22 protein-coding genes are annotated in these 25,693 nt (G+C 66.9%); 12 read left to right on the top strand and 10 right to left on the bottom strand.

Annotated features, from left to right (window positions below):
- The first annotated feature begins 29 nt into the window (after positions 1 to 29).
- From ASG11_RS07740 to ASG11_RS07720, 5 genes are read left to right on the top strand one after another with little or no spacing between them, the layout of a single operon-like run.
- Positions 30 to 2,351, top strand: a complete 2,322-nt coding sequence (locus tag ASG11_RS07740) for a TonB-dependent receptor (protein ID WP_201781293.1) — start codon at positions 30 to 32, stop codon at positions 2,349 to 2,351.
- A 15-nt stretch (positions 2,352 to 2,366) separates the two neighbouring features.
- Positions 2,367 to 3,332 (top strand): alpha/beta hydrolase, encoded by a 966-nt coding sequence (locus ASG11_RS07735; RefSeq protein WP_055777345.1) that lies wholly within the window; start codon positions 2,367 to 2,369, stop codon positions 3,330 to 3,332.
- Between the two features lie 47 nt (positions 3,333 to 3,379).
- Positions 3,380 to 4,039, top strand: coding sequence for a TetR/AcrR family transcriptional regulator (locus tag ASG11_RS07730; protein WP_156363687.1), 660 nt, complete (start codon positions 3,380 to 3,382; stop codon positions 4,037 to 4,039).
- A gap of 12 nt (positions 4,040 to 4,051) precedes the next feature.
- Positions 4,052 to 5,278 (top strand): glycoside hydrolase family 1 protein, encoded by a 1,227-nt coding sequence (locus ASG11_RS07725; RefSeq protein WP_236697420.1) that lies wholly within the window; start codon positions 4,052 to 4,054, stop codon positions 5,276 to 5,278.
- Positions 5,278 to 6,498 (top strand): serine hydrolase domain-containing protein, encoded by a 1,221-nt coding sequence (locus tag ASG11_RS07720; RefSeq protein ID WP_055777335.1) that lies wholly within the window; start codon positions 5,278 to 5,280, stop codon positions 6,496 to 6,498. Before ASG11_RS07725 ends, ASG11_RS07720 begins: the two co-directional genes overlap by 1 nt.
- 31 nt (positions 6,499 to 6,529) lie before the next feature.
- Here the strand turns inward: ASG11_RS07720 and ASG11_RS07715 are convergent, their stop codons facing one another.
- The 5 genes from ASG11_RS07715 to ASG11_RS07695 form a co-directional block, all read right to left on the bottom strand.
- Positions 6,530 to 7,840, bottom strand: coding sequence for a spinster family MFS transporter (locus ASG11_RS07715; RefSeq protein ID WP_055777333.1), 1,311 nt, complete (start codon positions 7,838 to 7,840; stop codon positions 6,530 to 6,532).
- A 4-nt stretch (positions 7,841 to 7,844) separates the two neighbouring features.
- The gene (locus tag ASG11_RS07710) at positions 7,845 to 9,491 is read right to left on the bottom strand and encodes a class I adenylate-forming enzyme family protein (RefSeq protein WP_055777330.1); all 1,647 of its coding nucleotides are present in this window, start codon (positions 9,489 to 9,491) and stop codon (positions 7,845 to 7,847) included.
- Positions 9,488 to 10,348 (bottom strand): amidohydrolase family protein, encoded by an 861-nt coding sequence (locus ASG11_RS07705; RefSeq protein ID WP_055777327.1) that lies wholly within the window; start codon positions 10,346 to 10,348, stop codon positions 9,488 to 9,490. Before ASG11_RS07705 ends, ASG11_RS07710 begins: the two co-directional genes overlap by 4 nt.
- A gap of 11 nt (positions 10,349 to 10,359) precedes the next feature.
- Positions 10,360 to 12,087 (bottom strand): tannase/feruloyl esterase family alpha/beta hydrolase, encoded by a 1,728-nt coding sequence (locus ASG11_RS07700; RefSeq protein WP_168371712.1) that lies wholly within the window; start codon positions 12,085 to 12,087, stop codon positions 10,360 to 10,362.
- A gap of 101 nt (positions 12,088 to 12,188) precedes the next feature.
- Entirely contained in the window at positions 12,189 to 12,974 is a 786-nt protein-coding gene (locus ASG11_RS07695; RefSeq protein WP_055777321.1) for an enoyl-CoA hydratase/isomerase family protein, read from the bottom strand.
- Positions 12,975 to 13,121: 147 nt separating this feature from the next.
- On the opposite strand from ASG11_RS07695, the gene leuC reads away from it, so the two are divergent.
- Genes leuC through ASG11_RS07680 form a run of 3 tightly spaced genes read left to right on the top strand, consistent with a single transcriptional unit; the run spans position 13,122 to position 15,957 of the window.
- Positions 13,122 to 14,492: a 3-isopropylmalate dehydratase large subunit gene (gene leuC, locus ASG11_RS07690; RefSeq protein ID WP_055777318.1), complete on the top strand. Its 1,371-nt coding sequence runs from the start codon at positions 13,122 to 13,124 to the stop codon at positions 14,490 to 14,492.
- Positions 14,489 to 15,097 (top strand): 3-isopropylmalate dehydratase small subunit, encoded by a 609-nt coding sequence (gene leuD / locus ASG11_RS07685; RefSeq protein ID WP_156363686.1) that lies wholly within the window; start codon positions 14,489 to 14,491, stop codon positions 15,095 to 15,097. Before leuC ends, leuD begins: the two co-directional genes overlap by 4 nt.
- Entirely contained in the window at positions 15,097 to 15,957 is an 861-nt protein-coding gene (locus ASG11_RS07680) for an isocitrate lyase/PEP mutase family protein (protein WP_055777312.1), read from the top strand. Before leuD ends, ASG11_RS07680 begins: the two co-directional genes overlap by 1 nt.
- Positions 15,958 to 16,121: 164 nt before the next feature.
- Here ASG11_RS07680 and ASG11_RS07675 read toward each other — a convergent pair whose 3' ends face one another.
- The 3 genes from ASG11_RS07675 to ASG11_RS07665 all read right to left on the bottom strand — a co-directional run bounded on the left by ASG11_RS07675 (position 16,122) and on the right by ASG11_RS07665 (position 20,365).
- A complete protein-coding gene (locus ASG11_RS07675) occupies positions 16,122 to 17,273 on the bottom strand; it encodes an FAD-dependent monooxygenase (RefSeq protein WP_055777309.1) in 1,152 nt (383 codons plus the stop codon).
- Positions 17,270 to 18,766, bottom strand: a complete 1,497-nt coding sequence (locus tag ASG11_RS07670; protein WP_055777306.1) for an aldehyde dehydrogenase family protein — start codon at positions 18,764 to 18,766, stop codon at positions 17,270 to 17,272. The genes ASG11_RS07675 and ASG11_RS07670 overlap by 4 nt, the downstream gene beginning before the upstream one ends.
- 663 nt (positions 18,767 to 19,429) lie before the next feature.
- Positions 19,430 to 20,365 carry a helix-turn-helix domain-containing protein gene (locus ASG11_RS07665; protein ID WP_082472800.1) on the bottom strand — a complete coding sequence of 312 codons (936 nt, stop codon included), beginning with the start codon at positions 20,363 to 20,365 and terminating at the stop codon, positions 19,430 to 19,432.
- On the opposite strand from ASG11_RS07665, the gene ASG11_RS07660 reads away from it, so the two are divergent.
- The 4 genes from ASG11_RS07660 to ASG11_RS07645 are packed head-to-tail and all read left to right on the top strand — an operon-like array spanning position 20,327 to position 23,858.
- Positions 20,327 to 21,430, top strand: coding sequence for an alcohol dehydrogenase catalytic domain-containing protein (locus ASG11_RS07660; protein ID WP_055777300.1), 1,104 nt, complete (start codon positions 20,327 to 20,329; stop codon positions 21,428 to 21,430). The genes ASG11_RS07665 and ASG11_RS07660 overlap by 39 nt on opposite strands.
- A gap of 10 nt (positions 21,431 to 21,440) precedes the next feature.
- Complete coding sequence (locus tag ASG11_RS07655) at positions 21,441 to 22,289, top strand: alpha/beta hydrolase (RefSeq protein ID WP_055777297.1); 849 nt, start codon at positions 21,441 to 21,443, stop codon at positions 22,287 to 22,289.
- Entirely contained in the window at positions 22,282 to 23,082 is an 801-nt protein-coding gene (locus ASG11_RS07650; protein WP_055777294.1) for a hypothetical protein, read from the top strand. Before ASG11_RS07655 ends, ASG11_RS07650 begins: the two co-directional genes overlap by 8 nt.
- 53 nt (positions 23,083 to 23,135) lie before the next feature.
- Positions 23,136 to 23,858 carry an alpha/beta fold hydrolase gene (locus tag ASG11_RS07645; protein WP_156363685.1) on the top strand — a complete coding sequence of 241 codons (723 nt, stop codon included), beginning with the start codon at positions 23,136 to 23,138 and terminating at the stop codon, positions 23,856 to 23,858.
- A gap of 111 nt (positions 23,859 to 23,969) precedes the next feature.
- Here the strand turns inward: ASG11_RS07645 and ASG11_RS07640 are convergent, their stop codons facing one another.
- Together ASG11_RS07640 and ASG11_RS07635 are read right to left on the bottom strand one after the other, a co-directional pair.
- Positions 23,970 to 24,728 (bottom strand): hypothetical protein, encoded by a 759-nt coding sequence (locus ASG11_RS07640; RefSeq protein WP_055777288.1) that lies wholly within the window; start codon positions 24,726 to 24,728, stop codon positions 23,970 to 23,972.
- Positions 24,725 to 25,672, bottom strand: coding sequence for a LysR family transcriptional regulator (locus ASG11_RS07635; protein ID WP_055777285.1), 948 nt, complete (start codon positions 25,670 to 25,672; stop codon positions 24,725 to 24,727). Before ASG11_RS07635 ends, ASG11_RS07640 begins: the two co-directional genes overlap by 4 nt.
- Positions 25,673 to 25,693: the final 21 nt, after the last annotated feature.

Below are 25,693 nucleotides of genomic sequence, written 5' to 3'. Positions count from 1 at the left end.
GCGGCACACGACCGTCGATGGGAGGATGGATGATGAAAGTTTCTCATACGCTCGCGACGCTCGCCGCCACGACCGCGCTGACCGCGCTTGCGGCCCCCGCTTTCGCCCAGACCGCACCGGCCCCGGCCGCCGCTGCCTCGGCGGCGGACGACAACGACATCATCGTCACCGCCAACAAGCGCGAGGAACGCCTGCAGGACGTGCCGATCTCGGTCACGGTGATCAGCGGCGATCAGCTGACGAAGCAGAACATCACCCAGGTGATCGACCTGACACGCAACACGCCGTCGCTGAATTCCGCCGGCCCGTTCGGCGCGCTGTCGATCCGCGGTGTCGGGTCGCTGTCGTTCGCGCGCTCGGCGGAAGGGTCGGTCGGCATCGTCGTGGACGGCGTCGCGCTCGCCAACACATCGACCAACCCGCCGCAATTGTTCGATATCGCGCGGGTCGAAGTGCTGGAGGGGCCGCAGGGCACCCTGTTCGGCCGCAATTCCTCGGCTGGCGTGGTCAACATCGTGACGACCGCGCCGAACTTCACCAGCTTCTCGGCCTCGGGCCATGCCGACATCGCGTCGCGCAACAATTATATCGGCCAGGCGGTGATCAACGTGCCGATTGCCGGCAATGCCGGCCTGCGCGTGTCCGGCGCGTTCAGCCAGACGCCGCAAAACCAGTACAATCGCTTCGACGACAGCTATCTGCGCGTCCGGGGCAAGAGCGGTCGCGCGCGCTTCCTGTGGGAGCCGACGCCGGATATCGCGATCAACCTGATCGGCGATTACAGCAAGTTCACCAGCAAGGGTGGCGTGCCGTGGACGGTCTACAAGTCCACCGCCGGCAGCCTGCTTTCCAGCCGTCTCGCGGCGTGCGGCGTGGTGGTCGGGCCGGAGAACCAGCAGGGCTGTACCGATGGCGGCAACAGCACCGCGACGGAGGTGTACGGTTTCTCCGGCCAGTTCGACGCGACGATCGGTGGCGCGACGCTGACCTCGATCAGCGGCTATCGTTCGTACCAGTCGTTCGCTTACGGCACCGATGTCGACAGCGTTCCGGTCAACCGCCTGAACGTCAATTCCTCACCGACCAAGGTGCGCAACTTCAGCCAGGAATTCCGCCTGACCTCGCCCAAGGGCGGCTTCATCGATTATGTCGCTGGTCTCTATTATTTCGACAGCAAGCTGGACGGCACGAACACGCAGAACGGCCTGATCTTCGCCGATCTGCCGCTGGTCGGCGCCTGCCCCTACGGATCGTCGGCCACCGCCAACTTCCTGTGCACCACGCGCCCGGTCGGCCAGATCCAGACGACCAGCTCGATCACCAACAGCTATGCCGCGTTCGGCAACGCGACCGTCAACATCACGCCGGCAATCCGCATCCTGCTGGGTGCGCGGTACGGCCATGAAGATGTCAGCGCGCATACCAGCGCGGTGCTCGTCCCCGGCGCGCTGACCGGCATCCTGAGCATCGCGCCGATCAACGGCGCGATCAAAGACAGCTATTTCTCCTACCGCGTCGGTGCGCAGTTCGACGTGACGCGCGACGTGATGCTCTACGGCACCTACACGAAGGGCTATAAGGGGCCGTCGGTCAACGACCAGACCGGCAGCGGCGCGATCCCCCTGCTGGTGCAGCCGGAAATCCCGCATGCGAGCGAGATCGGGCTGAAGGCCGATCTGTTCGACCGCCGCCTGACCGCCAGCATCGCGGGCTATTACAACCGGATCGACAATTTCCAGGCGCAGTTCTTCAACCCGGCGGTCAGCGCGTTCATCTTCGGCAATGCGCCGAAGCTGACCACCAAGGGCGTGTCGCTCAGCCTGCTCGGCCGGCCGGTCACGGGTCTGACGCTGAACGGCGGGCTGCTCTACAACGATGCGAAATACGGCAACGGCTATCTCGTCGCCTGTTCGCAGGGGCAGACGACTGCGCAGGGCTGCACGACGGTGGGTACCGGACGCGTGGACGATGCCGGCGGCAATCGCCTGGTCGGCGCGCCGCGTTGGAAGGTGACCGGGTTCGGCGAATACGCACACCCCGTGTCGGGCACGATCGACGGCTTCGTGCAGGCGGAAGTGGTCTACACCTCGAAGATCAATTTCGAAGCATCGTACAGCCCGCTGGCGACCAATGCGGCCGCGGCGATCTTCGGCGGGCGGATCGGGCTGCGCACGCACGACAACCGCTATGGCCTGTCGGTGTTCGGACGGAACCTGTTCGACACGTATCGCCCGGTGGTACGCTTCGCTACGCCGACCGCGCAGCAGCAGTTGGACACGCAATCCTTCTCGCAGATTTCGGGGCCGGAATCGCGCCGCGTGATCGGCGTTTCGCTCGACGCCAAATTCTGACGCAGGGCGATCAGCATGAACATCGACGCCGCCCGCTTCCCCATCGCCGCCTCGGTCTCGCCCGAAGCGCGGATCAAGCTGGAGGGCATTCGCGCCTTCCTGTCGAACATCCCCCAGCCGCCCGTGCCCGAGACGGTGGAGGATTTCGACGCGGCGGCGGCGCGGGCGGAGGTGTTTTCGGAGCAACTCGGCAAGGCGGCGATCGACGCGCTGGGCATCGTCGCGACGGAACGCATGCTGGGTGGCGTAGCGACGCTCGATATCCTGCCGAAGGATTACGCCGATGACGGGAGCATCATTGTCTACGTGCATGGCGGCGGGTTCGTCACCGGGTCGGCGCGCGCCAATCTGTTGAGCGGCGCGCTCGCGGCGGCGACCAGCGGACGGCGCGTCGTCTCGGTCGATTACACGCTCGCCCCGCGCGGCACCTGGGACGTGATCCTCGATCAGGTCGTCGCGGTGTGGACCGCGCTGCTCGACGCCGGCGCGGACCATTCGAAAATGGGCCTGTTCGGCGATTCGGCGGGCGGCTGCATCGTCGCGGCGACCGCCTTGCTCCTGCGCGATCGGAACATCGCACCGCCGGCGGGCGTGATCATGCTGTCGCCGGTGGTCGATCTGTCGGGCGAGGGCGACACGACCGTCACGCTGGCACCGGTCGATTATCTCGATTCCACCGTGCGCCTGCTGGCGCGCAATGCCTATGCGCCGAATGCCGATCTGACCGACCCGCTCGTCTCGCCGCTGTTCGGCGATTTCGCCAAGGGCTATCCGCCGGTGCTGATTCAGGTCGGCACGCGCGAAATGCTGCTCAGCGACAGCGTGCGCCTGCATCGTGCCTTGCGTGCCGCCGGCCGATCCTCGCGGCTCGAAGTTTATGAAGGCATGCCGCACGTCTTCCAGTCGCTGCTCGCCGACGCGCCCGAAGGCCGCGAGGCGTGGGCCGAAATGGCGGCATTCTGGACGGACCACCTGACATGACCGCAGGAATGCTGGTGCCGCCGCCGCGCGTGGCTAGAGTGCGGGGCATGACCAGCCCCACACCCCGCCCGCCCCGCCGCCCTCAGGCCGAGCGCAGCGCCGACACGCGATCCAAGCTGATCGAGGCGGCGATCGCCTGCCTCCATCGCACCGGATACAGCACGACGACCGTTTCGACCGTCGCGGCCGAGGCGGGCGTCAGCCGCGGCGCGATGACTCACCAATTCCCGGCCAAGACCGACCTGATGATCGCGGTGGTCGAGCATGTGTTCGAACAGGATTCGACCTTCTACGCCCGCACGATCGAGGCGATGGACCCGGGCGCGTTCCTGCTCGGCCTGCCCGAGATGATGTGGGGCGTGATCAGCCGGCCGGCGGGCATCGCGGTGATCGAGATCATGCTCGCCTCGCGCTCCGATCCCGGCCTCGCCGAACGGTTGCGCGAATTGCAGAGCGCGATCGACGTGCGCGCGCACAAATGGAGTGGCGAGCGCGTGCGTGCTGCGGGCATCAAGCCGCATCCGGACGGCGAGGCGATCCACGAACTGTATGTCGCCGCCGTACGCGGGCTCGCGATCGAGGCGACGTTCATGAACAATAGCGACGGTGTGCACCGCGCGCTCCGCGTCCTCTCCGACATGATGCGGCGCTTCTACCCGGACCTGACCGATCCGCCCGCCATTCCCGAAACCAAATCCAAGACCTGACTGGAGAATCCCGTGCCCGTTTCCGTACCTGAAGGTTTCCTGTGGGGCACCGCGATCTCCGCGCACCAGAGCGAAGGCAACAACATCAATTCCGATGCGTGGCTGTGCGAGACGGTGACGCCTTCCCTCTATGCCGAACCGTCCGGCGACGCATGCGACAGCTACAACCGGTACGAGGAAGACATCGCGATCGCGGCGGACCTGGGCTTCAACTGCCACCGCATCGGGATCGAATGGGCACGGATCGAGCCGGAAGAGGGCGTGTTCTCGACCGCCGAACTGGACCATTATCGCCGCGTGCTGGAAGCCTGCCACAAGCGCGGGCTGAAGCCGATGGTGACGTACAACCATTTCACCGTGCCGCGCTGGTTCGCCGCGCGGGGCGGGTTCGAGGTGGCGGACGGCGCCGACCTGTTCGCGCGCTTCGCCGACAAGTCGACCGCGCGGTTGGGCGACCTGATTTCCTATGCCTCGACCTTCAACGAAGCGAACATCCAGCGCCTCGTCGGGCTGCTCAGGCGTAGTGGGCCGCAGGTCGGCGTGGCGATCGATGCGATGCTGGCGGCGTGCGCCAAGGCGTGCGGGTCGGATCGCTTCTCCTCGCTCCTGTTCGCGCCGGTCGAGACGAGCGAGCCGGTGATGCTGGATGCGCACGCCAAGGCGATGGCGGCGATGAAGGCCGGGCCGGGCGACTTCCCGGTCGGCCTGACGCTGACGATGCAGGACGTGCAGGGCGTGGGCGAAGGCAACCAGGCCGAGGCGATGATCGAGATGCTGTACGGCCCCTGGATCGAGGCGGCGCGCCATGCCGATTTCATCGGCGTGCAGACCTATACCCGCGTGCTCGTCGGCCCCGAAGGCCGCCTGCCCCCGCCCGAGGGCGCGGAGATGACCGGCGCGCATTACGAATTCTGTCCGCAGGCGCTGGGCGGCACGATCCGCTTCGCGCACGAACGGATCGGGCGGCCGATCTACGTCACCGAAAACGGCCTGTGCACCGACGACGACACGCGCCGCATCGCCTATCTCGACGCGGCCTTGGGCGAAGTACGCAAGTGCCTGGACGACGGGATCGACGTGCATTCATACATCTGCTGGTCGTTGCTCGACAATTTCGAATGGACGCGCGGATATGGCGAGCGCTTCGGGCTGGTGCATGTCGACTACGAGACGTTCGCGCGCACGCCGAAGCCGAGCGCCTATCACCTGGGCGCGATCGCCAGATCGGGGATGATCTGATGCGGCATGCAGCACCGGAGGATGTGGGCCTGTCCAGCGCCGGGCTCGATGCGGTCGAAGCCGCCGTGCAGGCGCAGATCGACGCCGGGATGATCGCCGGCGCGGTGACGCTCACCGCGCGACATGGCCGGGTCGCGCGCCTGACGACGATGGGGCTGAAGGACATCGCCGGCGGCGAGCCGATGGCGGAGGACACGATCTTCCGCATCTTCTCGATGACCAAGCCGATCACCGGCACGGCGATGATGATCCTGCACGATGCGGGGCTGTGGCATCCCGACGATCCGATCGCGAAACACCTGCCCGAACTGGCCGACGTGCAAGTGTTCGCCGGCGAGGACGAGGCAGGCCGGCCGATCCTCGTCGCGCCGGATCGCGCGCCGACCATGGCCGATCTGATGACGCATCGCGCAGGCTTTGCGTACGGCATCAATATCGGCGAACCGAGCGATCGGGTCGAGGCGATGTACCGCGCGGCCGGCGTGCAGCAATCAAGCGATCTAAATGATCTGGTCGCTCGGCTGGCGACGCTCCCCCTCGCCTATCAGCCCGGCACGCGCTGGCGCTACAGCCTGGCGATGGACGTACAGGGCGCGATCGTCGAACGGCTGAGCGGGCAGACCCTGCCCGAGTTCATGCGCACGCGGATCTTCGCGCCGCTCGGCATGATCGACACCGCCTTCTTCGTCGCGCCGGACAAGAAGCACCGGCTGGCGACCCTGTATCTCAAGGCACCCGATGCGGCGCTGACGCCGCTCCCGGGCAATCCGCTGCGGCCCGATCCGGAAGCCGAGCCGCGGTTCGCGATGGGCGGCGGCGGCCTGTTCTCGACCGCGCCGGATTATGCCCGCTACGCGCAGATGCTGCTGAACGGCGGCGAACTGGACGGCAGACGCATCGTCAGCGCGGCCGGGGTGCGCGAACAGATGACCAACCGCCTGCCCGACGATTTGCTGGAAACGCGCTTCGTCGCCGGGCACCAGAAATTCCGCCCCGGTTTCGGCTACGGATATAACGGCGTGGTCTTCACCGATCCCGATCTGGCCGGCGTGCCCGTCGGCAAAGGCACCTATCACTGGGACGGCGCGGCCGGCACCTGGTTCTGGGTCGATCCCGAAAACGACCTGCTGTTTGTAGGCATGATCCAGTTGCTGTCCTATGTCGCGCCGCCGCTTCAGGCGACGACGCAGACGCTGATGGCCGACGCGATCAAGGATTGAGGCGCCACCTCCCGCACGACCAGCCGACAGCTCATTTGAGGATGCCGGCCCGGTCCATCGCCCGCCGATAGGGCGCGAGGCACAGCATCAGCGTGACGGCCGAGAGCGAGGCGGACAGGCCGGCGACCGTCGCGATCGCCCGGCCGACGCCGAGATCGCCGCCGAACAGATGCTGCGTCGCGAGCGCCACGATCGTCGATCCCAGCCCGATGCCGGCAAGGTTGAGCCAGAACAGATAGATCGCCGACACCTGTCCGCGCATCCGATTGGGCGTGATCTCCTGGAACGCCGCCGCCGCGCCGCCGTAAGGCATCGCGCCGCAGAACAGGAAGCAGGCGACGAGCGCCAGCGACGATTCCGCCGTCGGCATCAGCGGCGCGGCAACGATGAACGGCAGCGCGGTGAGCGCCGCGATCACGCCGATGCGGATATTGGCGTCGCGCAGCCCCTTGTCGCGCATCCGCCCCGCGAGCCATCCGCCGAACACCCCGCCGCAGGTGCCGGCGATGGCGATGGCCGGGCCATAGCCCCACGCCACCTGGTTCGGCGTCCAGCCATAGCTGCGCATGAAGTGCGTCGGGATCCAGGCCGCGGCCCCGTTCCACATGACGCTCTGAAAGCACAGGCCGAGGATCAGCAGGCCGTAAGCGCCCTTGTGATCGGCGACCCGGCGCAGCACCGCGCGAAACGGCGGCGCGTCGGCCTGACCGCCGGTGCCGCGCCGGGCCGGCTCGCGCAGGGTCAGCACCAGCAGCGCCACGGCGAGACCCGGCAGGCTGACGAGAATGAAGACGAGCTGCCACGGTTCGAAATGGCCGATCGCGGTATCCAGCGGGGTCAGATGGCCGAGCAGCACGCCGCCGGCCAGCGTGGCGATCGCCGGGCCGAGATAGATCGCGCTCTGGTAGAAACTGAGCGCCCGCACCAGCCGCTTGCCCTCGAACTGGTCGGCGAGCATCGAATAGGCGGCGGGCGACAGTGCCGCCTCCCCCACCCCGACGCCGATCCGCGCCGCGAACATGGTGGCGAAACTGCCGGCGAAGCCGCACGCGGCGGTGGCGAGGCTCCACAGGCCCACGCCCACCGCGACGATGCCGGTGCGGCGGCGCTGGTCGACCAGCCGCCCGATCGGGATGCCCATGATGGTGTAGAAGATCGCGAAGGCGAGGCCGTGGAGCAGGCTCAACTGGACGTCGCTGATGTGTAGGCTCGCGCGGATCGGCGCGACCATCAGCGTCAGGATCGAGCGATCGACATAGGAGAGCGTGTAGGCGAGGATCAGGACCGCGACGACATACCAGGCGTACAGGCTCCGGGGCGGGCGCGCGCTGTCCTCGATCATGATCTCATCCCCGGTCCAGCCTGAGTTCGGTCTTCAGCACCTTACCGTTGGCGTTGCGCGGCAGGACGTCGACCAATGCGACATCCTTCGGGATCTTGTAGCCGGCGATGCGCCCGGCGCAGTGCGCCGCCAGCGTTTCGGCGGTGAAAACGGCGCCCGCTCGCGGCACGACGAAGGCCTTCAGCCGCTCGCCCCAGGTCTCGTCGGGCACGCCGATTACCGCGACATCGGCGATGTCGGGATGCGCGAACAGCACTTCCTCCACCTCGCGCGGGTAGATGTTGACCCCGCCGGAGATGACCATGTCCTTCTTGCGATCGACGATATAGAGGAACCCCTCCGCGTCGCGCCGCGCCATGTCGCCGACCGAGACCCAGCCGTCCTTCACCGCCTTCGCCGTCTCGTCCGGGCGGTTCCAATAGCCGTTGAACAGCACCGGCCCGCGTGCCCACAATTCGCCGACCTCGTCCGCCTCACAGATGCTGCCATCGTCGCGCCGCACCTCGGCCTCGACATGCGGGAAGGTCGTGCCGACGCAACTCTGCTTGCGCAGCTGGTCCTTCGGGCGGAGGTTGCAGACCAGCCCCGTCTCGGTCGCGGCGTACAGTTCGTGCAACACCGTCTTGCCGAAATAGGGGATGATCTTCTCCTTCATCGCCTGCGGCAGCGGGGCGGCGTTGGCGAGGATCGCGCGGATCGGCGGGCGTTCGTATTTCGCCAGCGTTTCGGGCGGCAGCGCGAAGATCATCTGGAAGTGCGTCGGCACCATGAACAGTCCGGTGATGCCGCCGAACTTGAGCCGCTCCAGCACCGTCTCCGGATCGAACCTGTCGAGGATCTCGATCGATCCGCCCGCCGCGAGAATACCGGTCGGGAAGCCCAGCCCGCCACCGTGATTCATCGGCGTCATCGCCAGGAAGCGGTCGTCGGGGCCGAAACAGCCGAACTCGGCGGCGCAGATCAGGCCCACCAGCATGCGGGAGCGATGCGAGAGGACGACACCCTTGGGCTTTCCGGTGGTGCCGGAGGTGTAGGGAATCGTCCAGGCCTCCCATTCCTCGATCCTAGGGCGGGCGGCTGGCGTGGGGGCGTTGGCGAGGAGGGCCTCGTATTCGGGGCCGAAGGTCACCTCCTTGATGTGCTTCCCCGGCGAAGGCCGGGGCCCAGTCGCGGAGGTGGAGGTAATAGCGGACCGCGCTTCGTTACTATGGTCTCCCGAATGGGCCCCAGCCTTCGCCGGGGAAGCGGTTTGGGTTGAGGAAGCGGTTGGAGCTGAGATAGCTTGGTCCACCAGATCGCGTGAATCCGGATCGGTGAACACGAGCCGCGCGCCGCAATCCTCCAGCGCCTGACGCACTTCCGCGGGTGCGAGGCGTGGGTTTATCGTTGCTACCGCCGCACCGGCATCCGGCAAGCCGGCGACAACCTCGATGAATTCGGTACGGTTGCGCGAGACGATCGCGACGATATCGCCCTTGGTTACGCCCAGCCCGATCGCGGCATCTCGCAAACGCCCGATACGCTCCGCCAGCGTGCGGAAGTCGGTGGTGCGCGCGCCATCGAGGATCGCCACCTTGCCCGGATCGCGCCCCGCCGCCGCGCGCAGCGCCCCGCCGAAGGTCATCGAGCGGAAGGGGTTGGGCAGGATCATCGCGGCAGCTTGGTGAAGACCGCCAGCGCATTCTCCCGCATCATCCTGGCGTGACTGGCGGGGCGCAGGCCGAGTTCGGCGACCTCGGCCACCGCGCGTTCGGGATCGATCACCGGCCAGTCGGTGCCGAACAGCACCTTGTGGCTGCCATAGCTGTCGGCATAGCGGACATATTGCTTGGGCCAATGCTTGGGCGCGTAGGCGTCGCCGGCGGTGTAGATGTTCGGATGCTTCCAGCACATCGCGATCATCTCGTCGGTCCACGGCACGCCGATATGGATGCCGATGATCGGCAGGTCGGGGAAATCGATCGCGACCTGATCGAGCAGGATCGGCCGCGCGACGGAGGGCAGGCGGCGCTCCTTGGAGTAGACGAGGTTCTGCCCGACCTGCATCATGATCGGAATATCGAGTTCGCAGCACTTCGCGTAATAAGGGTAGATCTGCGCCGCATCGGGCGCGGTCGCGAACCAGTGGGGATACCAATGCGCGCCGACGAAGCCGTAGTCCTCGACCGCCCGGGTCAGGTCGCGCAGGCCCTGCATGCCGCGCGTCTGATCGATGCCCGCGAGGCCCGAAAAGCGATCCGGATGCTGCGCGACGATGTCCGCGATCACCTTGTACGGAATCTCCCACGATCCGCGCACGTTGAGGTCGCCTGCCCGCACCGCGATCAGCAGCGACCGCTCGATCCCGGCGCGGTCCATTTTCTTCAGATACTCGTCGATCGAGACGCCGCCGAACATGTCGGCTGGCATGCGCACCTGACGCTTGAAATCGTCGTCCAGCCCGGTCCAGCCATTCTGGACCGCCTCGGGCGTGTAGATGTTGCAGACGATGTCGATGTAACCGGTCAAGAGGACGTCCTTCAATCGAGCGCGAGTTCGGCTTGCAGGCGGGCGACGGCCTCGCGCGCCAGTGGCGAGAGCGGGCCGGTGGCGACCCGGGTCAGCGCCGCGCTCTGCATCTTCGCGGTGCTGCCGCTTTTGTAGAACAGCTCCCACACCGCTTTTTCGGTGGCGTTGAGGACGCTCTGGCGCGGGAAGTTCGCCGCCGTCGCCGCGCGTTCGGCCTGCGCGACCGTCTCGGCCAACCGCACGTCGAGCGGGCGTTTATCGGTGACGACGGCGACATCATGGCCGACCGCGACGCTGCCCTTGGGCCAGGCGTAATGATCGCGTTCGAAGCCGTAATATGTGCGATCGAGATTGCGCAGGTCGACGCCGAAATAATCGAGCGGTGCCCCGGCGACCGGGTGGACGCCGCGCAGTTTTTCAGGCGCGAGCGCACCCTCGGTCCAGGCGGTGATCGCGGCCATGTAATCGATCGCGCTCGCGCCCTCGCCGCCCGCGCAATGATCCATGCCGGGGACCATGAACAGGCGCGCGAACTTTCTGGTCGCGGCCGCGCCGTCCATCGTCTTGGTCATCGTCTCGTAATAGTCGATCGTCGGCGGCGGCATGACCGAATGGTCGGACCAGCCCTGGACGAGGATCAGCTTGCCGCCGTGATCGCGGAAGGGTCGCAGATCGGGGTTGTTCGGGTTGACCATGCTTTCGATCGTCGCCGGATCGCCGCGCCCGACCGCGAGATCGAACACCGGCTTCCACGCCTCGCCGGCGAGCGGCGCGTTGCGGATGTAATTGCCGATCCAGTTGAGCTCGGATCCCTTCTCGGCCCCGCGCCAATCGTACATCTTGTGCAGCATCGCGATCTGGCCGGGCGTCAGGCAATCGCGGATGTCGCTGCCCTTGCACGCCAGATCCTCGGGCTTCCAGCCGCAGGTACGCGGATCGCCGATCAGGCCGTCGACTACGCCGTCGTTGCGGTCGCAGGCCCGCACGACCGCCTGATGCACCAGGATCGCCTTGCGATTGGGCAGGATCGGCGAATCGTCGGGCTTGGTGTTGAAGGCGTCGACATCCGAGACGGAGGCCGCCTGTTTCGAGCCATAGGGAGCGAGGCTGGCGGGGGCGATGGCGACGATGCCGTCGAAATCCTCGGGGAAGCGCTGCGCCTCGATCAGCGCCTGGCGGCCGCCGGTCGAGCAGGCGAAGAAATAGGATTTGTCGGGCGTCCTGGCGTAGAACGACTCGGCGATCGCCTTGCCCGCGAGCGTCGTGACATGCGTCGAGCGATAGCCGAAATCGACCAGCCCCTGCAGGTTGTTCTCGGTCCAATTGTTGTCGGCCAACGTCGAGCTGTGGCCCATGTCGGTGATGAGGCACGCATAGCCGTCGCGCGCGTGCAGCCCGCAGGCGAGTTCGGTCACGACCGACCCGCAGCTGCCGCCGCAGCCGCGCACCAGATAGCGGCCGTTCCAGCGGTCGATCGGTAGATACAGGCCGAAATTGTTGGCCGGATTGACGTAGCCCACGATCGAGCAGAGCGCCTGGCGCTTGTCCGTCGCGGCGACGTAGCTGGCGTGGGTGATCCAGGTGGCAGCGCCCTTCAGCTTCTGAAATCGCCCGCCTGCCAGCGCCTCGCAGCGATCCTGATCGAGCACGACTTTCGCGGCGGTGGCCAGCGGGGCGGGGTGCTGGGCAAGAGCAGGAGTAGCGAAAAGGCCGAGCGCCAGCACCAGCAAAACCCACACACTCCGTTCGCCCTGAGCCTGTCGAAGGGCGTGTCGCGAGCGCTGCGTTTGCGGCACGTGCTTAGACAGGCTCAGCACGAACGGGGAAAGGGGCATACGCATCACGCCGCTTTCCAGCTCGGCACGCGCTTCTCGCGAAACGCGGTATAGCCTTCGCGGCCGAACGGCTGCGTGCGGTTGTAATGCGCGAACGCCTCGAGTTCGAGCGCAGCGCCCTCGGCCACCGACAGGCCATGGCCGTCGCGCATGATCCGCTTCAGCGTGGCGAGCGTCGCGCGCGGCTTGTCGGTCATCGTGCGGGCATAGGCGATCGCCTCGTCGCGCAGGGTGGCCAGCGGAACCGACTTGATCGCCAGCCCGATATCGACCGCTTCCTGCCCCTTGTACCAGCGCGCGCCCCACAGGATTTCCTTGGCGCGCTGATCCCCCACGCGGCGCTTCAGCCGCAGCGTGACGGCGGCGGGAACGACCCCGGCATCGGTATGCACGTCGCCGACCTTCGCCTCGTCCGCGACGATCATGAAATCGCAGCCCAGCGAAATCTCGAACCCGCCGGCGCGGGTGAAGCCGTTGTTCGCCACGATCGTCGGGATATCCAGATTCTCCAGCCGCGTGATGATGCCATTCACCCGCGCGACGATGACGTCGAAGAAATCGAGATCGTTGAAGGTGCGGTCGAGCAGATCGAGATCGAGCCCGACGCAGAAGGCGCGCCCCTCGCCCGTCAGGATCAGCGCGCCGAGCGTTTCATCCTTTTCGCAATCGTCGAGCACCGCTTCCAGTTCGTCGAGCCGAGTTTCGGTGATGCCGTTGAGATTGTCCGGCGTCGCGAAAGTGGCGATCGCGATCCGGTCGATCTTTTCGTAGCGCAAGGTGGTGAACGGCATTCGGCTCTCCTGTCGTCACCACGCTAGACGGGCATGCCGTCCGGCCGTGTGGCAAACTTGGCCGATGCCCGGATGCCGGGTGCCCGCATGCCGGGTAGAGGCGCTCCGTGGGTTGCGGCGAAGGCGGCCGAACGTGATGGAACGGCCATGCCCACGCTCTACGACAAATTATGGTCGGCGCATGTCGTCGCTACCGAACCCGGCGGCATCGATCTGATCTACGTCGACCGGATGCTGCTGCACGAGGTGAGCAGCCCGCAGGCATTCGCCGGGCTGCGCGAGGCGGGCCGATCGCCGCGCCGCACCGCGCCGTTTCTCGCGGTGGCCGACCATGCCGTGCCGACGCACGATCGCGGTGCGCCGATCGCCGATCCGCAGGCGCGCGCGCAGGTGTCGCTGCTCGAATCGAACTGCGCAGCCAGCGGCATCGATTATCTGCCGCTGACCGATGCGCGGCAGGGCATCGTCCACGTGATCGGCCCGGAACAGGGCTTCACGCTGCCCGGCACGACGTTGGTGTGCGGCGACAGCCACACCGCGACGCACGGCGCGTTCGGCGCGCTCGCCTTCGGTATCGGCAGCAGCGAGGCGGAATGCGTACTGGCGACGCAGACGCTGCGCCAGAAGAAGGCGCGGACGATGCGCGTGACGATCGACGGGCCATTGGGCCACGGCGTGTCGGCCAAGGATCTGGCACTCGCCTTGATCGGACGGATCGGCGCGGCGGGCGCGATCGGCCATGCGATCGAATATGCCGGATCGACCGTCGCCGCGATGTCGATCGAGGCGCGGATGACCTTGTGCAACATGAGCATCGAGGCGGGATCTCGCACCGGCCTGGTCGCGCCGGACGAGACGACGTTCGCGTGGGTCGAGGGCCGCCCCCGCGCGCCGCACGGTGCCGACTGGGCGCGCGCGCTGGCCTATTGGCGCACCTTGCCCAGCGATCCGGATGCGGTGTTCGACGCCGACGTGACGATCGAAGCCCGGACGGTCGCGCCGCAGGTGAGTTGGGGGACGAGCCCGGATCAGGTCGTCGCGATCGACGGCGCGGTCCCGGCGGACGCCGATGCAAAGGCGCTCGCCTATATGGGGCTGGAGCACGGACAGCGGATCGCCGGCCTTCCGATCGACCATGTCTTCGTCGGATCGTGCACCAATGGCCGGATCGAGGATCTTCGCGCCGCCGCCGGCGTCGTCACCGGACATCGTGTCGCGGACGGGGTGCGGGCGATGATCGTGCCGGGGTCCGGGCTGGTCAAGCGCCAGGCCGAGGCGGAGGGGCTGCGCGACACGTTCGAGGCGGCCGGGTTCGAATGGCGCGATCCGGGCTGTTCGCTATGCGTTGCGATGAACGACGACCGGCTGCGACCGGGGGAACGCTGCGCCTCGACCTCCAATCGCAATTTCGAGGGGCGGCAAGGCGTCGGCGCGCGCACGCACCTGATGAGCCCGGCGATGGCGGCGGCGGCGGCGATCACCGGATGCATCACGGACGTCCGGAGGCTCGGCCAGTGACGCCCTTCACCAGCCTCACCGCGATCGCCGCGCCGTTGCCGGAGGACAATGTCGATACCGACATCATCGTCCCCGCGCGCTTCCTGCTCATCACCGAGAAGAAGGGGCTGGGGCGGTATGCCTTTTACGAACGGCGTTACGAGACCGACGGGCGACCCAAGCCCGATTTCGTGCTCAACCAGCCGCGTTTCGCCAGCGCGGCGATCCTGATCGCCGGGGCGAATTTCGGCTGCGGATCGAGCCGCGAACATGCCCCCTGGGCGCTTGCCGATCTCGGCTTCCGCGCGATCATCGCCCCCAGCTTCGGCGAGATCTTCGCCGGCAACTGCATCAAGAACGGCATGCCGCCGGTCGTCGTCGCCGATGTCGCGCCGCTGATCGCCGATGCCGAGGCGGGCCGCGCCGTCACTATCGATCTCGTCGCACGGTCGGTGGTGCGCGCCGGCGGGACCGTCATTCGCTTCGCGATCGGCGACGGCGCACGCGAGGCGTTGCTCAACGGCTGGGACGATATCGAGACGATTCTCGGCCGGCACGGCGGCGACATCACCAATTTCGAAACCCGCCAGCGCGCCGACCAGCCCTGGCTCTGGAGCAACGGATAATGGCCACCCCCCTGCTGCGCGGTCGGCTGACCGCCGGACAGTTCATCACCGCGCCCGGCGTGCAGGACATGATCGCCGCGGTGGTGGCGGGCAAGGTCGGCTTCGACGTGCTGTACGGCAGCGGCTATTGGCTCACCGCCTCCGCCTATGGCCTGCCCGATGCGGGGATCGCGACCTACACGCAGATGCTCGACCGGATGGCGACGTTGGTCCGCACCACCGACGCCGCCGTGATCGCCGATGCCGACACCGGCTATGGCGGCCTGCTCAACGTGCATCACACGGTGCGCGGATACGAGGATGCGGGGATCGCCGCGATCCAGATCGAGGACCAGGAATTTCCCAAGAAATGCGGCCATACGCCGTTCAAGCGCCTGATCGCCGAGGACGACATGGTCGAGAAGATCCGCGTCGCGGTCGATGCACGGCGCGATCCCGATTTCCTGATCATCGCCCGCACCGATGCGCGTGCCAGCGAGGGGCTGAACGGCGCGATCGGGCGGGCTCGGGCCTATGGCGAGGCGGGGGCCGACATCCTGTTCGTCGAGGCGCTGGAGAGCGAGGACGAGATGCGCCAGGCCTGCGACACGCTCGACCGTCCGATGATGGCGAACATGTCGAACGGCGGGCTGACGCCGATGCGCACCGCGCCCGAACTCGCCGATATCGGCTTCGCGCTGGCGATCTTCCCGGCGATGACCAGCCTGGTCGCGGCGGCGGCGATGGAACAGGCGTTGCGGCGGTTGAAGGCGGACGGCGAAGGCCATCCGGCGGAGATGCCGATCTTCGATTTCAAGGAATTCTGCGGCCTGATCGGGTTTCAGGAGGTGTGGGATTTCGAGAAGAAATGGGCGCGGTGAGGCTATTTGCCAACAAACCAATTCGTCACCCCGGACGTGTTCCGGGGACCACCGTGCCGCAAACCCAGCGATCACATCTCTACGGATATCGAAAGCCGCTTGGTGGACCCCGGAACACGTCCGGGGTGACGGCCGTGGTGATCGATCGTGATGTTCGTGAGTGTTCACATCGGCGCGGTTACCGGATCATAGCCCAAGATCGACGGATCCGCCGCCGGGGCCGCGGCGTGCACGTAATGATCCGGATCGCGCGCCTGGGTCAGCGCGCCCTGCTCGACCGACTTGGCGTGGATCAGCGTCGTGCGCGGCACCCGCGCCGCTTCGTAGCGGGCGAAGGCGGGGGCGACATCGCCCTCCGCCGCGAAGGCCCGCGCGAGGATCATCGCATCCTCGATCGCCATCGCCGCGCCCATGCCGAGGAACGGCAGCATCGCGTGCGCCGCATCGCCGAGCAGGGTCACCCGGCCCCTGCTCCAGCCGGGCAGCGGGGCGTGATCGAATATGCCCCATTTGATCAGGCGATCCGCCTCGCCCATCAATCCGGTGGCGGCGGGATGCCAGCCATGGAACGTCGCCAGCAATTCGTCGCGGGTGGCGGGCGTCGACCAGCCTTCGCCGACCCAGGCGTCAGTCGCGGCGATGCCCACGCAATTGAGCACGTCTCCGCCGCGCAACGTGTAGCGGTTGAAGGTCGCGCCGGGGCCGAGGAACACCGCCCCCCGGCCATGGTCGAGAAACGGCACGGCGCGCGCGCGATCGACCAGGAAGCGATACGCCATCTGGCCGGTGAAGCGCGGCGCGCTTTCGCCCCACAAGATCGCGCGTGCCACCGACCGCACGCCATCGGCGGCGATCAGCGCATCGCCCTCCGCGCTGCCGCCATCGGCGAAGCGGGCGCGGACGCCGTGCGCGGTTTCCTCGATCCCGATCAGGCTGTGGCCGAGATGCAGCGGGCCATCGAACGCCGCCGCGAGGACGCCGTGCAGATCCGCGCGGTGGCATTGGCGCGAGACGTCGGCAATGCCGTCGTCGGGCAGGCCCACGCCGTGATCGATCGCGCCGGCCAGCACCGCGCCGGTGCGATAGTGCAGGAAGGGGAAGCCACTCGACGGCGTCGAGAAGCGCGCCACCGCATCCTGCACGCCGACATGGCGGAACACGCTCTGCGCGCCCCGGCTGAGCGTCAGCCCCGCGCCGACCTCGCCCAGTTGCGGCGCGGCCTCGTGCACCTCGACCGCGAACCCGGCCTTGCGCAGCGCGAGCGCGGCGGTCAGCCCGCCCAGACCCGCGCCGATCACCAGCAGCCGCGCGCTCATGGCTTGGGCCCCAGATTGATGCTGATCGCCTTGGTCTTCAGATAGCCGTCCAGCCCCTCGCGTCCGAACTCCCGGCCCCAGCCCGACTGGCGGTTGCCGCCGAACGGGGTCTCCGCGCTCATCGCGGCATGGATGTTGATCCCGACCTGCCCCGAATCGACCCGCTTCGCGACCCTGAGCGCGCGGGCGATGTCGCGCGTCCATACCGATCCGGACAGGCCGTAGGGCGTGCCGTTGACCGCATCGACCATCGTATCCTCGTCGTCGAAACGGATCGCGGACAATACGGGACCGAACACCTCCTCCTGCTCGATCCGCATGCCGGGCGAAACGCCGGTCAACAGAACCGGGCCGACGAAATGGCCAGGGCCGTCGAAGGTGGCGCTGTCGAGCGCAGCGGTCGCGCCTTCGGCCTTGGCGATGTCGATATAGTCGAGCACCCGCGCCTTCTGCCGGGCGGAGATCATCGGACCCAGCACCGTAGCGGGATCGAGCCCGTCACCGACCTTGAGCGTCCGCGCGAACGTGGCGACGCCCTCCACGACGCGGTCGTGGATATCGGCATGCAGGAACAGGCGCGAACCGGCCATGCATTGCTGCCCGGTCGAGAGATAACAGGCCATCGCCGCCGCCGGGATCACCGCATCGAGATCGGCATCGGGGAACACGATCACCGGGGATTTCCCGCCGAGTTCGAGACTGACCTTCTTCAGATTGCCGGTCGCCGCCTCGACGATCCTGCGGCCGACGGCGGTCGATCCGGTGAAGGCGATCTTGTCGATGCCCGGATGCGCCGCCATCGCCGCGCCCATATCCTCGCCGTGCCCGTGGATCAGGTTGAACGCGCCCGCCGGGCCGCCCGCCTCGATCCACAATTGCGCGAACAGTTCGCCGACCAGCGGCGCCAGTTCGGCGGTCTTCAGCACCAAGGTGCAACCCGCCGCCAGCGCGGGCGCCATCTTCAGCGCCATCATGCCGGGCGGCGCGTTCCACGGCACGATCGCGCCGACCACGCCGATCGGATCGCGCGTGGTGGCGACCATGATGTCGAGCGTGGGCCGCGCGGTGAGGCTCGGCTGGAAACTCTCGCCGGCGATCTTGCTCGCCCAGCCGGCATAATAGCGGAACAACTCGGCGGCGAGGTGCTGCACGACCATCCGGGACGACAGCAACGGCGATCCGTTGTCGAGCGTCATCACCTCGCCGATCAGATCGGCGCGCGCCTCGAGCAGATCGGCGAAGCGATCGAGGATCACGCCGCGATCGCGCCCGCCGAGCCGGCTCCAGTCGCCATGCAAGGCCGATCGCGCCGCGCTCACCGCCTGGTCGAGCTGGTCGAGCGACGCAGCGCGCACCTCGGCGATGATCTCGCCGCGCGCCGGATTTTCCACCGCGATGCCGCGCCCCTCCCCCTCCACCCACTCGCCGCCGATCAGCAGGCGGTGCGGGCCATCGAGAAAGGCGCGGGCGGCGGCGGAGGGAGCGATGGTCATGATCGGGAGATGGGGACGGCGGCGGGTGGTTCGCTATCCGTGCGGTGGATGGCAACCGAAATGCGGAGAGGGCGACGGGTGCGGAAGTTCACACAAGTTCACACGATCTGGCGGGTGGCGAGTGAAGTGCGGAGGGGGTGACAGCGGCGAAGCTCACACAAGTTCACACGATCTGGCGCATGGAAATCGACATGCGGAAAGGGCAGCAGGGTGATCAGGACAAAGGACTGTGACGGAACCGCTCATCCGACAATTTATGCGCGATTTGTGATCGTGTAGGACAGCGAAAATCATGCGCGGCGGGTTTCGACGCTTCCCCTTGAAACAAGTCCATCGACATTAATTGGCTCGGTGGGTTCATCCCAAATTCCCGTCACCCCGGACCGGTTCGGCGCTTATACCTCTCGAGCAAGTATAAGGCCGTCATCCCCGCGAAGGCGGGGATCCGTCAGCTCTGACGCCGCTTACGAAGCGAAAGGTAAGCCAGTGTGGATTCCCGCCTGCGCGGGAATGACGAATACTCGTTCGAAGGGGATAAGCACCGACTAGTTCCGGGGTCCACCGTGCCGCGAACTCGGCGATCATGCCGTTACCTGTATCGAAAGCCGCCTGGTGGCTTCCCGGAACCAGTCCGGGGTGACGGTTTTGATGGGGGAAGCCCCCTCAAATCACCGGCGCGGGATTTTCCTGGAAGGCCAGGCGTTCGATGTCCGCCGCCATCGTCTTCAGGCGTGGCACGAAATCGCGCACGACCTGTTCGTGGGTCAGGCCGCGCGCGATGAAGACCATCAGCAGCACAGCCTTCACCTGTCCGCGTTCGAAGATCGGCACGCTGACGCTGCGTTCGGTGCCGAGATCGAGGCCGAAACTGTAGCCGCCCTCGCGCGCCTGTTGCAGCGCATAGCCGATGCGGTTCGCATCGCGCGCCGCTTCCTGCATCGGATCGTCCGATTCGCGCAGGATCTGCAGCATGATCCGTTGCTGTTCGGGATCGAGGAACGCGAGGTGGACGATCCCGCTGGACGACACGCCCATCGCGATTTCGGAGCCGATATGCCGACGGTGGATGTTGAGCGAGGTCGCCGGATCGGTCGTCAGCCGCGTGCGCATATATTCGCCCGCCGGAGTCGCGATGATCAGCGGCCAGCCGATCTCGCGCGTCGTTTCGAACAGCATCGGGGCGGCAACATGCGCGATCCAGCTTTCGTCCGAATAGCCGCCCGACAGCGCCCGGACCCGATCGGTGAGGAAGAAGCGCTTGGTCTGCGGATCGCGATCGACGAACCCTTCGGCGAGCAGGGTCATCAGCACCCGCTCGGCGGTCGTGCGCGGCAGGCCCAGACCGCGACTCAGTTCGGAAATGGCAAGCGACCCCTGGGCGTTGATGAGCATCATCGCCTTCAGGCCGCGCTTGAGCGATTTGAGTTCCTGGTCGGCTTCCATGCCGCCATGATGTTTCGGTCCGCGATGCTTGGCAAGCTTGCCGGATGCGCAATCCAATATGCGCATTCCGGCGTGGCGTGATGCCGGTGCTGCGATCAGGGTGAAGATGGAGGGCCGATGAAGACCGTTGCCGCGATACTCGACCAGATCGGCCATGCCGGGCCGTTTGCGGACTCCACGCCCTTGCGCTTGGCCGATGTCGATCTCGATCCGCCGCGCGCCGGCGAACTGCTCGTGCGGATCGATGCGGCGGGGCTGTGCCATTCCGACCTGTCGGTGATCAACGGCGATCGCCCGCGCCCGATGCCGATGGCGTTGGGCCACGAAGCGTCGGCGACAGTGGTGGCGCTGGGCGATTCCGACGACCGGATGTTCGCGGTCGGCGATCGGGTCGTTCTCGCGTTCCTGCCGGCGTGCGGCGAATGCGTCGCCTGCGTTTCGGGCGCAGGCTATATGTGCGCCAATGGCGCGGCGGCGAACGGGCGCGGCGAACTGCTCGGCGGCGGCTTCCGTTTGCACGATTGCGGTGCCGACGTGCATCATCACCTCGGCGTCTCGGCGTTCGCCAAACATGCCGTGGTCGATCGCCGATCGGCGGTGAAGATCGATGGCGACATACCGCCCGAGATCGCCGCTTTGTTCGGCTGCGCGGTGTTGACCGGGGTCGGCGCGGTGCTCAACAGCGCGGCGCTGCGGCCGGGCGAGAGCGTCGCGATCTACGGGCTGGGCGGCGTCGGTCTGGCGGCGTTGCTGGGCGCGGTCGCGGGGGGCGGCCATCCGATTTCGGTGATCGATCCGATGCCCGGGAAACGCGCGCTGGCGCTGGAACTCGGCGCGGCGGCGGCGTTCGCGCCCGGCGAGGAAGGCGGCATCGCCCCGCCCGATCTGGTGGTGGAAACGGTGGGCAAGGCGGTGGTGCTGGAACGCGCCTACGCGCTGGCCCGGCGCGGTGGCCGCGTCGTGACGGTCGGCCTGCCCAACCCGGCCGAGCTTTTCTCGATCCCCGCCGTCAGCCTGGTCGGCGACGGCAAGACGATCATCGGCAGCTACATGGGCAGCAGCATCCCGGCGCGCGACATCCCGCGCTATATCGGCCTGTGGCGCGCGGGGCGCTTGCCGGTCGAGCGGCTGCTGACCTCCGTCTCGCCGCTCGGCGACATCAACGCTTTGTTCGACACGCTCGCCTCCGGCCAGGCCGTACGGCAGGTCGTGATTCCATGAGGAAGACAGCATGACACCAGCCACCGACCTGTTCATCCCCGGCCGCGCCGGCAAGCTTTCCGTGCGGACCAAGGGGCTGGAGGGAAAGCCCGATCATGTCGTCATCCTCGTGCAGGGTGCGAACCTTTCGGGGCAATTGGGATATGATTTCAGCTTCGACGGGCGCAGCGATTATTCGTTCATGGAGGCTCTGGTCGCGCGCGGCTTCGGCGTCGTCACCTTCTCGATCCGCGGCTACCGCGACAGCGATCTGACCGACCATCCGCACAGCGTGCAGACCGAACAGGCGATCGAGGATACCGCGACGGTGATCGACTGGGTGATCGCGCAAGGCTTCGCGCGACCGCATCTGCTCGGCTGGTCGTGGGGCGGACGGATCGTCGCGCGCTATGCCGAGACCCGCGCCGATACGATCGGACGGATGGTGATGCTCGATCCCGCGATCGGCGGCGGCAACATCGTGCCGTTCCCGGAGAAGCATGATTGGTGGTCGAACACCGCCGCCTATTTCCGCGATCGGCTGGAACTGGAGTTCATGGAGGCGTCGGCGCACGAAGCGCTCGCCGCGCAGGCCGAGGCGGAAGAGCCGCGCTCGCCCAACGGCATCCGCGTCGAGAACGAGAATGGCAGCGTCGCGGCGGTCGCCGATCGCATCACCTGCCCGACGCTGATGCTCTACGGCTTCGCGGCGGGGATGCAGAATTACATGCAGGGCGGATCGGGCCGCGCGGATTTCTTCGAACGTCTGGCGACGCACGACAAGGCGCTGGTGATCGTGCCCGAGGGCGGCGATTACGGCCACCTGCAGAATGCGCGTTATCGCATGTGGAAGACGATCGCCGACTTCCTCGATGGTTGAGCCGTTCGACGCGTGGGTCGGCCGGTCGATCGAGGCGATCGATACGGTCACCGCCGCGCCGCTCGACCGGCTGGCGGCGACGCTCGATCGCGACCGGGCGCATTGGCCGGCGGGCGAACTGCCGCCGCTCGGGCACTGGCTGTTTCATCTGCCCGACGCCCCCCAATCGAAGCTCGGCGCGGACGGGCATCCCGCGAAGGGTGACGACGGCGGGTTCATGCCGCCGATCCCGCACCCGCGCCGCATGTGGGCCGGCGGGCGGCTGCACTTCCTCGCCCCGGTTCCGATCGGCGCGGTGCTGGTCAAACGCACCACGATCACCTCGATCATCGACAAAGGCGGCATGATCTTCGTAACATTGCTGCACCAGATCATGGCCGACGGCGTGACCGCGATCGAGGAAGAGCAGGACGTGGTCTATCTGCCGATCGCCGCGCCCAGCCCGCCCAAATCGGTCGATCGCCCTGCGCCGGACAGCACGCGCGAACTGCGCATCGACGCACCGTTGCTGTTTCGCTTTTCCGCGCTGACGTTCAACGCGCATCGCATCCACTACGATCTCGCATATGCGCGCGACGTCGAACTCTACCCGGCGCTGGTCGTGCATGGGCCGTTGCAGGCCATGGTGTTGCTGGATCATGCCATGCGCGAGGGCGTGCGGCCGAACCGCTTCGCATTCCGCGCTCGCGCGCCATTGTATGCAGGACGCCACGTCACGATCGCGCGGGCGGGCGAAAGCTTGTGGGTGCGTGACGAAACGGGGACCGTGACCATGACCGCGACGATCACGTGATCCGCCGGCGCTATGGCGATGGCCGATATGGCCAGGTACATGTACGCGAGAATATGGCCGTCGCCGGCACGCCGCTCGTCTGCCTGCACGCGACGGCCTATTCGTCGCGCAGTTTCGGCGCGTTGCTCGACGCGCTCGACGGGAAACGCCATGTCATCGCGCTCGATACCCCGGGATATGGCGAATCCGACGCGTTACCAATCGGAGGCACGATCGCCGATTATGCCGAGGCGATCGCCGACATGCTGCCCGGGCGGTGCGATCTGTTCGGCTATCATACCGGTGTGTCGATCGCCGTTGAACTGGCGCTGGCGCATCCGGCGCGGATCGGCCGGATGACGTTCATAGGCGTGCCCTATTTCCAGGCGCTGGATTTCGCCGCGTGGCGCACGAAGCTGGCGGCACGGCACGAACTTGGCGAGACGCTGGAGCAGTTCGAGGAACGCTGGCGCTTTCTGGTAACGGATCGCCCCGCCGGCCTGTCGCTGGAGCGCGGGTTCGAGAATTTCGTCGATGAACTGAAGGCCTGGCCGGACGGGTGGTGGGCGCATGAGGCGCTGTTCGAGCATGACCTGCCCGAGCGGCTGGCGGAGGTGACGCAAACGGTGACGGTGCTCAATCCGGCGGGGCATCTGGCCGGGCCTTCGCGGCTGGCGGCGGGATTGATGCGCAATGCAACCGTCGTCGAACTGCCGGAATTGCGTGGCGCGGTGCTGGATCTGCATGCCGATGTGATTGCGGGGCATGTGCTGGAGTTGGCCGAGGTGTCCGCCTAACCGAAGACCGATTTCCGTCATCCTCGCGCAGGCGAGTATCCCGCTTCTCCTTCCCAGTGCGGGGCAAGGCAGCGGGATCCCCGCCTTCGCGGGGATGACGGGAGGAGCGTTCTACTTCCAGCGCGGCAGGATCGTGTCGCCGTCGAAATAGTGCGGGAAGAGCTGTTTCAGGTCGGCCCAGCCGCGCGGATTGAGCGGATTTTCGAGCGGGGCCTTGTGCATCAGGCCCTTGACCGAAAACACGCCCGGGCGGCCGTCCATCCCCAGCCAAGGCGGCGCGCCGATCGTGAAGCTGTAGATGCCGGTGGAGGGCACGCTGGGCAAGTCGCCGGCCAGATCGGCCGCGTCGGCAAACCATTGCAGCACGGTGCGCGAGCGGGTGCCCTGCCCCTGGTCAAGATCCGGAATGCCATCGCGACCGGGAAAGGAGCGGACCTTTTCCTCGACCTGGCGAATGCTGATGCGACCGTCCTGCTCGGTGACGGTCAGTTCGGCCTTGTCGAGCCGCGCGAAGGCCTGCACGGCATCAGTCAGCGCGATGCCGTCCCCCTGGCGGCGGATCGTATAGCCCGATGGCCCCTCCTCGAAGGTCCGCCCGGCTTCGTGCGTCGCCCCGGTCAGCGGATTGGTCCAGTCGCGGGCGACCTCACCGGTGATCGCGTCGCGGAACAGGCCGATTTCCCACCACGGCACGCGGAAGGCGTCGTCGTCGACCGGCTCGGCTCGATAGAGCATCACCGTCTCGACATGGTTCACGACGATCTCGGGCACCCCCTCCGCCGCGAAGGTCGTCGTGCCGAGATACCACCAAGCGGTCGGCTCCGGCCCCAGCGACGTGAGCGTACGGCGATAGCAATCGAGTGGATTCATTTTACGGCAGCCAATCGTGGAAGGTCGGGTACGATTTCGGGTGTGTCGGCGTGCCGCGCCACGGCGGCGCGAATGCCCTGCACGACAACGTCGGCCTGCGGCGTGATTAATCCACCGTCGCGGAAGATCAGGCCGATCCGCGTGCGTTCGACCGGCGTTTCGCAATCCAGCGCGACCAGCACGCCCGAATCGATCTCGCGCTGGACCACGGCCTGCGGCAGGATCGTCAACGCATCGGACGCGACGACGACGTGGCGGATCATGGCGATCGAATTGCTCTTGAGCATCTGCGGCGCGACCGCCAGACCGCGTGTCTCGAAAAACAGGCCGAAGCCGCGCTGCACGCTTTCGCTGCTCAGCATCGCCCATTGCGCGCCGGCGAGATCCTTGATCGAGATGTCGCTCTTGCCGGCCAGCGGATGATGGCTGCCGGCGAAGACGCGCGAGCGATTCTCCATCAACGGTTCGATGACGATCCCGTCGCTATGGTGGATGCGCCCGATCAGGCCGAAGGCGAAATCGATCTCCTCCGACTTCACCTTGTCGACCAGTTCGAGAAACCCGTCCGCGACGACGTTGACGTGCAGGCCGGGCCGTTCAGCGTGCAGCGCCGCGAGCAATTCGGGCATTAGATAATTGGCGTAATTCTGGGTGATGCCGAAGGTCGTCTCGCCGATCCGGCCCTGTTCCAACGCGCGGACCTCGGCGATCGATTTGGCCACTTCGTTGAGGATGACCTTGGCCCGCCGGATCACGGTGAGACCGTAGATGGTCGGCTCCACGCCCTTGGGGCCACGGATCAGCAGCGGCACGCCGAGCCGATGTTCGAGACTCTTGAGACTCCGGCTCAGCCCGGATTGCGAGATATACGCCTTGTCCGCAGCCTTGAGCAGGTTGCGATGCTCGACCGCGGCGATGAGGTGACGTAGCTGTTGGATCTCCATGACGACCTCCGATCCATGTCG

Source organism: Sphingomonas sp. Leaf357 (assembly GCF_001423845.1).
Classification (GTDB): Bacteria; Pseudomonadota; Alphaproteobacteria; order Sphingomonadales; family Sphingomonadaceae; genus Sphingomonas.
The sequence above is the reverse complement of the archived record's forward strand: the minus strand, read 5'-3'. Positions and strand labels throughout refer to the sequence as shown.

What these genes read in the sequence shown, in the direction of transcription:
- ASG11_RS07740 (WP_201781293.1), top strand. Translation starts at nt 30, where the DNA reads ATGATGAAAGTTTCTCATACGCTCGCGACGCTCGCCGCCACGACCGCG.
- ASG11_RS07735 (WP_055777345.1), top strand. Translation starts at nt 2,367, where the DNA reads ATGAACATCGACGCCGCCCGCTTCCCCATCGCCGCCTCGGTCTCGCCC.
- ASG11_RS07730 (WP_156363687.1), top strand. Translation starts at nt 3,380, where the DNA reads ATGACCAGCCCCACACCCCGCCCGCCCCGCCGCCCTCAGGCCGAGCGC.
- ASG11_RS07720 (WP_055777335.1), top strand. Translation starts at nt 5,278, where the DNA reads ATGCGGCATGCAGCACCGGAGGATGTGGGCCTGTCCAGCGCCGGGCTC.
- ASG11_RS07715 (WP_055777333.1), bottom strand. Translation starts at nt 7,840, where the DNA reads ATGATCGAGGACAGCGCGCGCCCGCCCCGGAGCCTGTACGCCTGGTAT.
- ASG11_RS07710 (WP_055777330.1), bottom strand. Translation starts at nt 9,491, where the DNA reads ATGATCCTGCCCAACCCCTTCCGCTCGATGACCTTCGGCGGGGCGCTG.
- ASG11_RS07695 (WP_055777321.1), bottom strand. Translation starts at nt 12,974, where the DNA reads ATGCCGTTCACCACCTTGCGCTACGAAAAGATCGACCGGATCGCGATC.
- leuC (WP_055777318.1), top strand. Translation starts at nt 13,122, where the DNA reads ATGCCCACGCTCTACGACAAATTATGGTCGGCGCATGTCGTCGCTACC.
- ASG11_RS07680 (WP_055777312.1), top strand. Translation starts at nt 15,097, where the DNA reads ATGGCCACCCCCCTGCTGCGCGGTCGGCTGACCGCCGGACAGTTCATC.
- ASG11_RS07675 (WP_055777309.1), bottom strand. Translation starts at nt 17,273, where the DNA reads ATGAGCGCGCGGCTGCTGGTGATCGGCGCGGGTCTGGGCGGGCTGACC.
- ASG11_RS07670 (WP_055777306.1), bottom strand. Translation starts at nt 18,766, where the DNA reads ATGACCATCGCTCCCTCCGCCGCCGCCCGCGCCTTTCTCGATGGCCCG.
- ASG11_RS07660 (WP_055777300.1), top strand. Translation starts at nt 20,327, where the DNA reads ATGAAGACCGTTGCCGCGATACTCGACCAGATCGGCCATGCCGGGCCG.
- ASG11_RS07665 (WP_082472800.1), bottom strand. Translation starts at nt 20,365, where the DNA reads ATGGCCGATCTGGTCGAGTATCGCGGCAACGGTCTTCATCGGCCCTCC.
- ASG11_RS07655 (WP_055777297.1), top strand. Translation starts at nt 21,441, where the DNA reads ATGACACCAGCCACCGACCTGTTCATCCCCGGCCGCGCCGGCAAGCTT.
- ASG11_RS07650 (WP_055777294.1), top strand. Translation starts at nt 22,282, where the DNA reads ATGGTTGAGCCGTTCGACGCGTGGGTCGGCCGGTCGATCGAGGCGATC.
- ASG11_RS07645 (WP_156363685.1), top strand. Translation starts at nt 23,136, where the DNA reads ATGGCCGTCGCCGGCACGCCGCTCGTCTGCCTGCACGCGACGGCCTAT.
- ASG11_RS07640 (WP_055777288.1), bottom strand. Translation starts at nt 24,728, where the DNA reads ATGAATCCACTCGATTGCTATCGCCGTACGCTCACGTCGCTGGGGCCG.
- ASG11_RS07635 (WP_055777285.1), bottom strand. Translation starts at nt 25,672, where the DNA reads ATGGAGATCCAACAGCTACGTCACCTCATCGCCGCGGTCGAGCATCGC.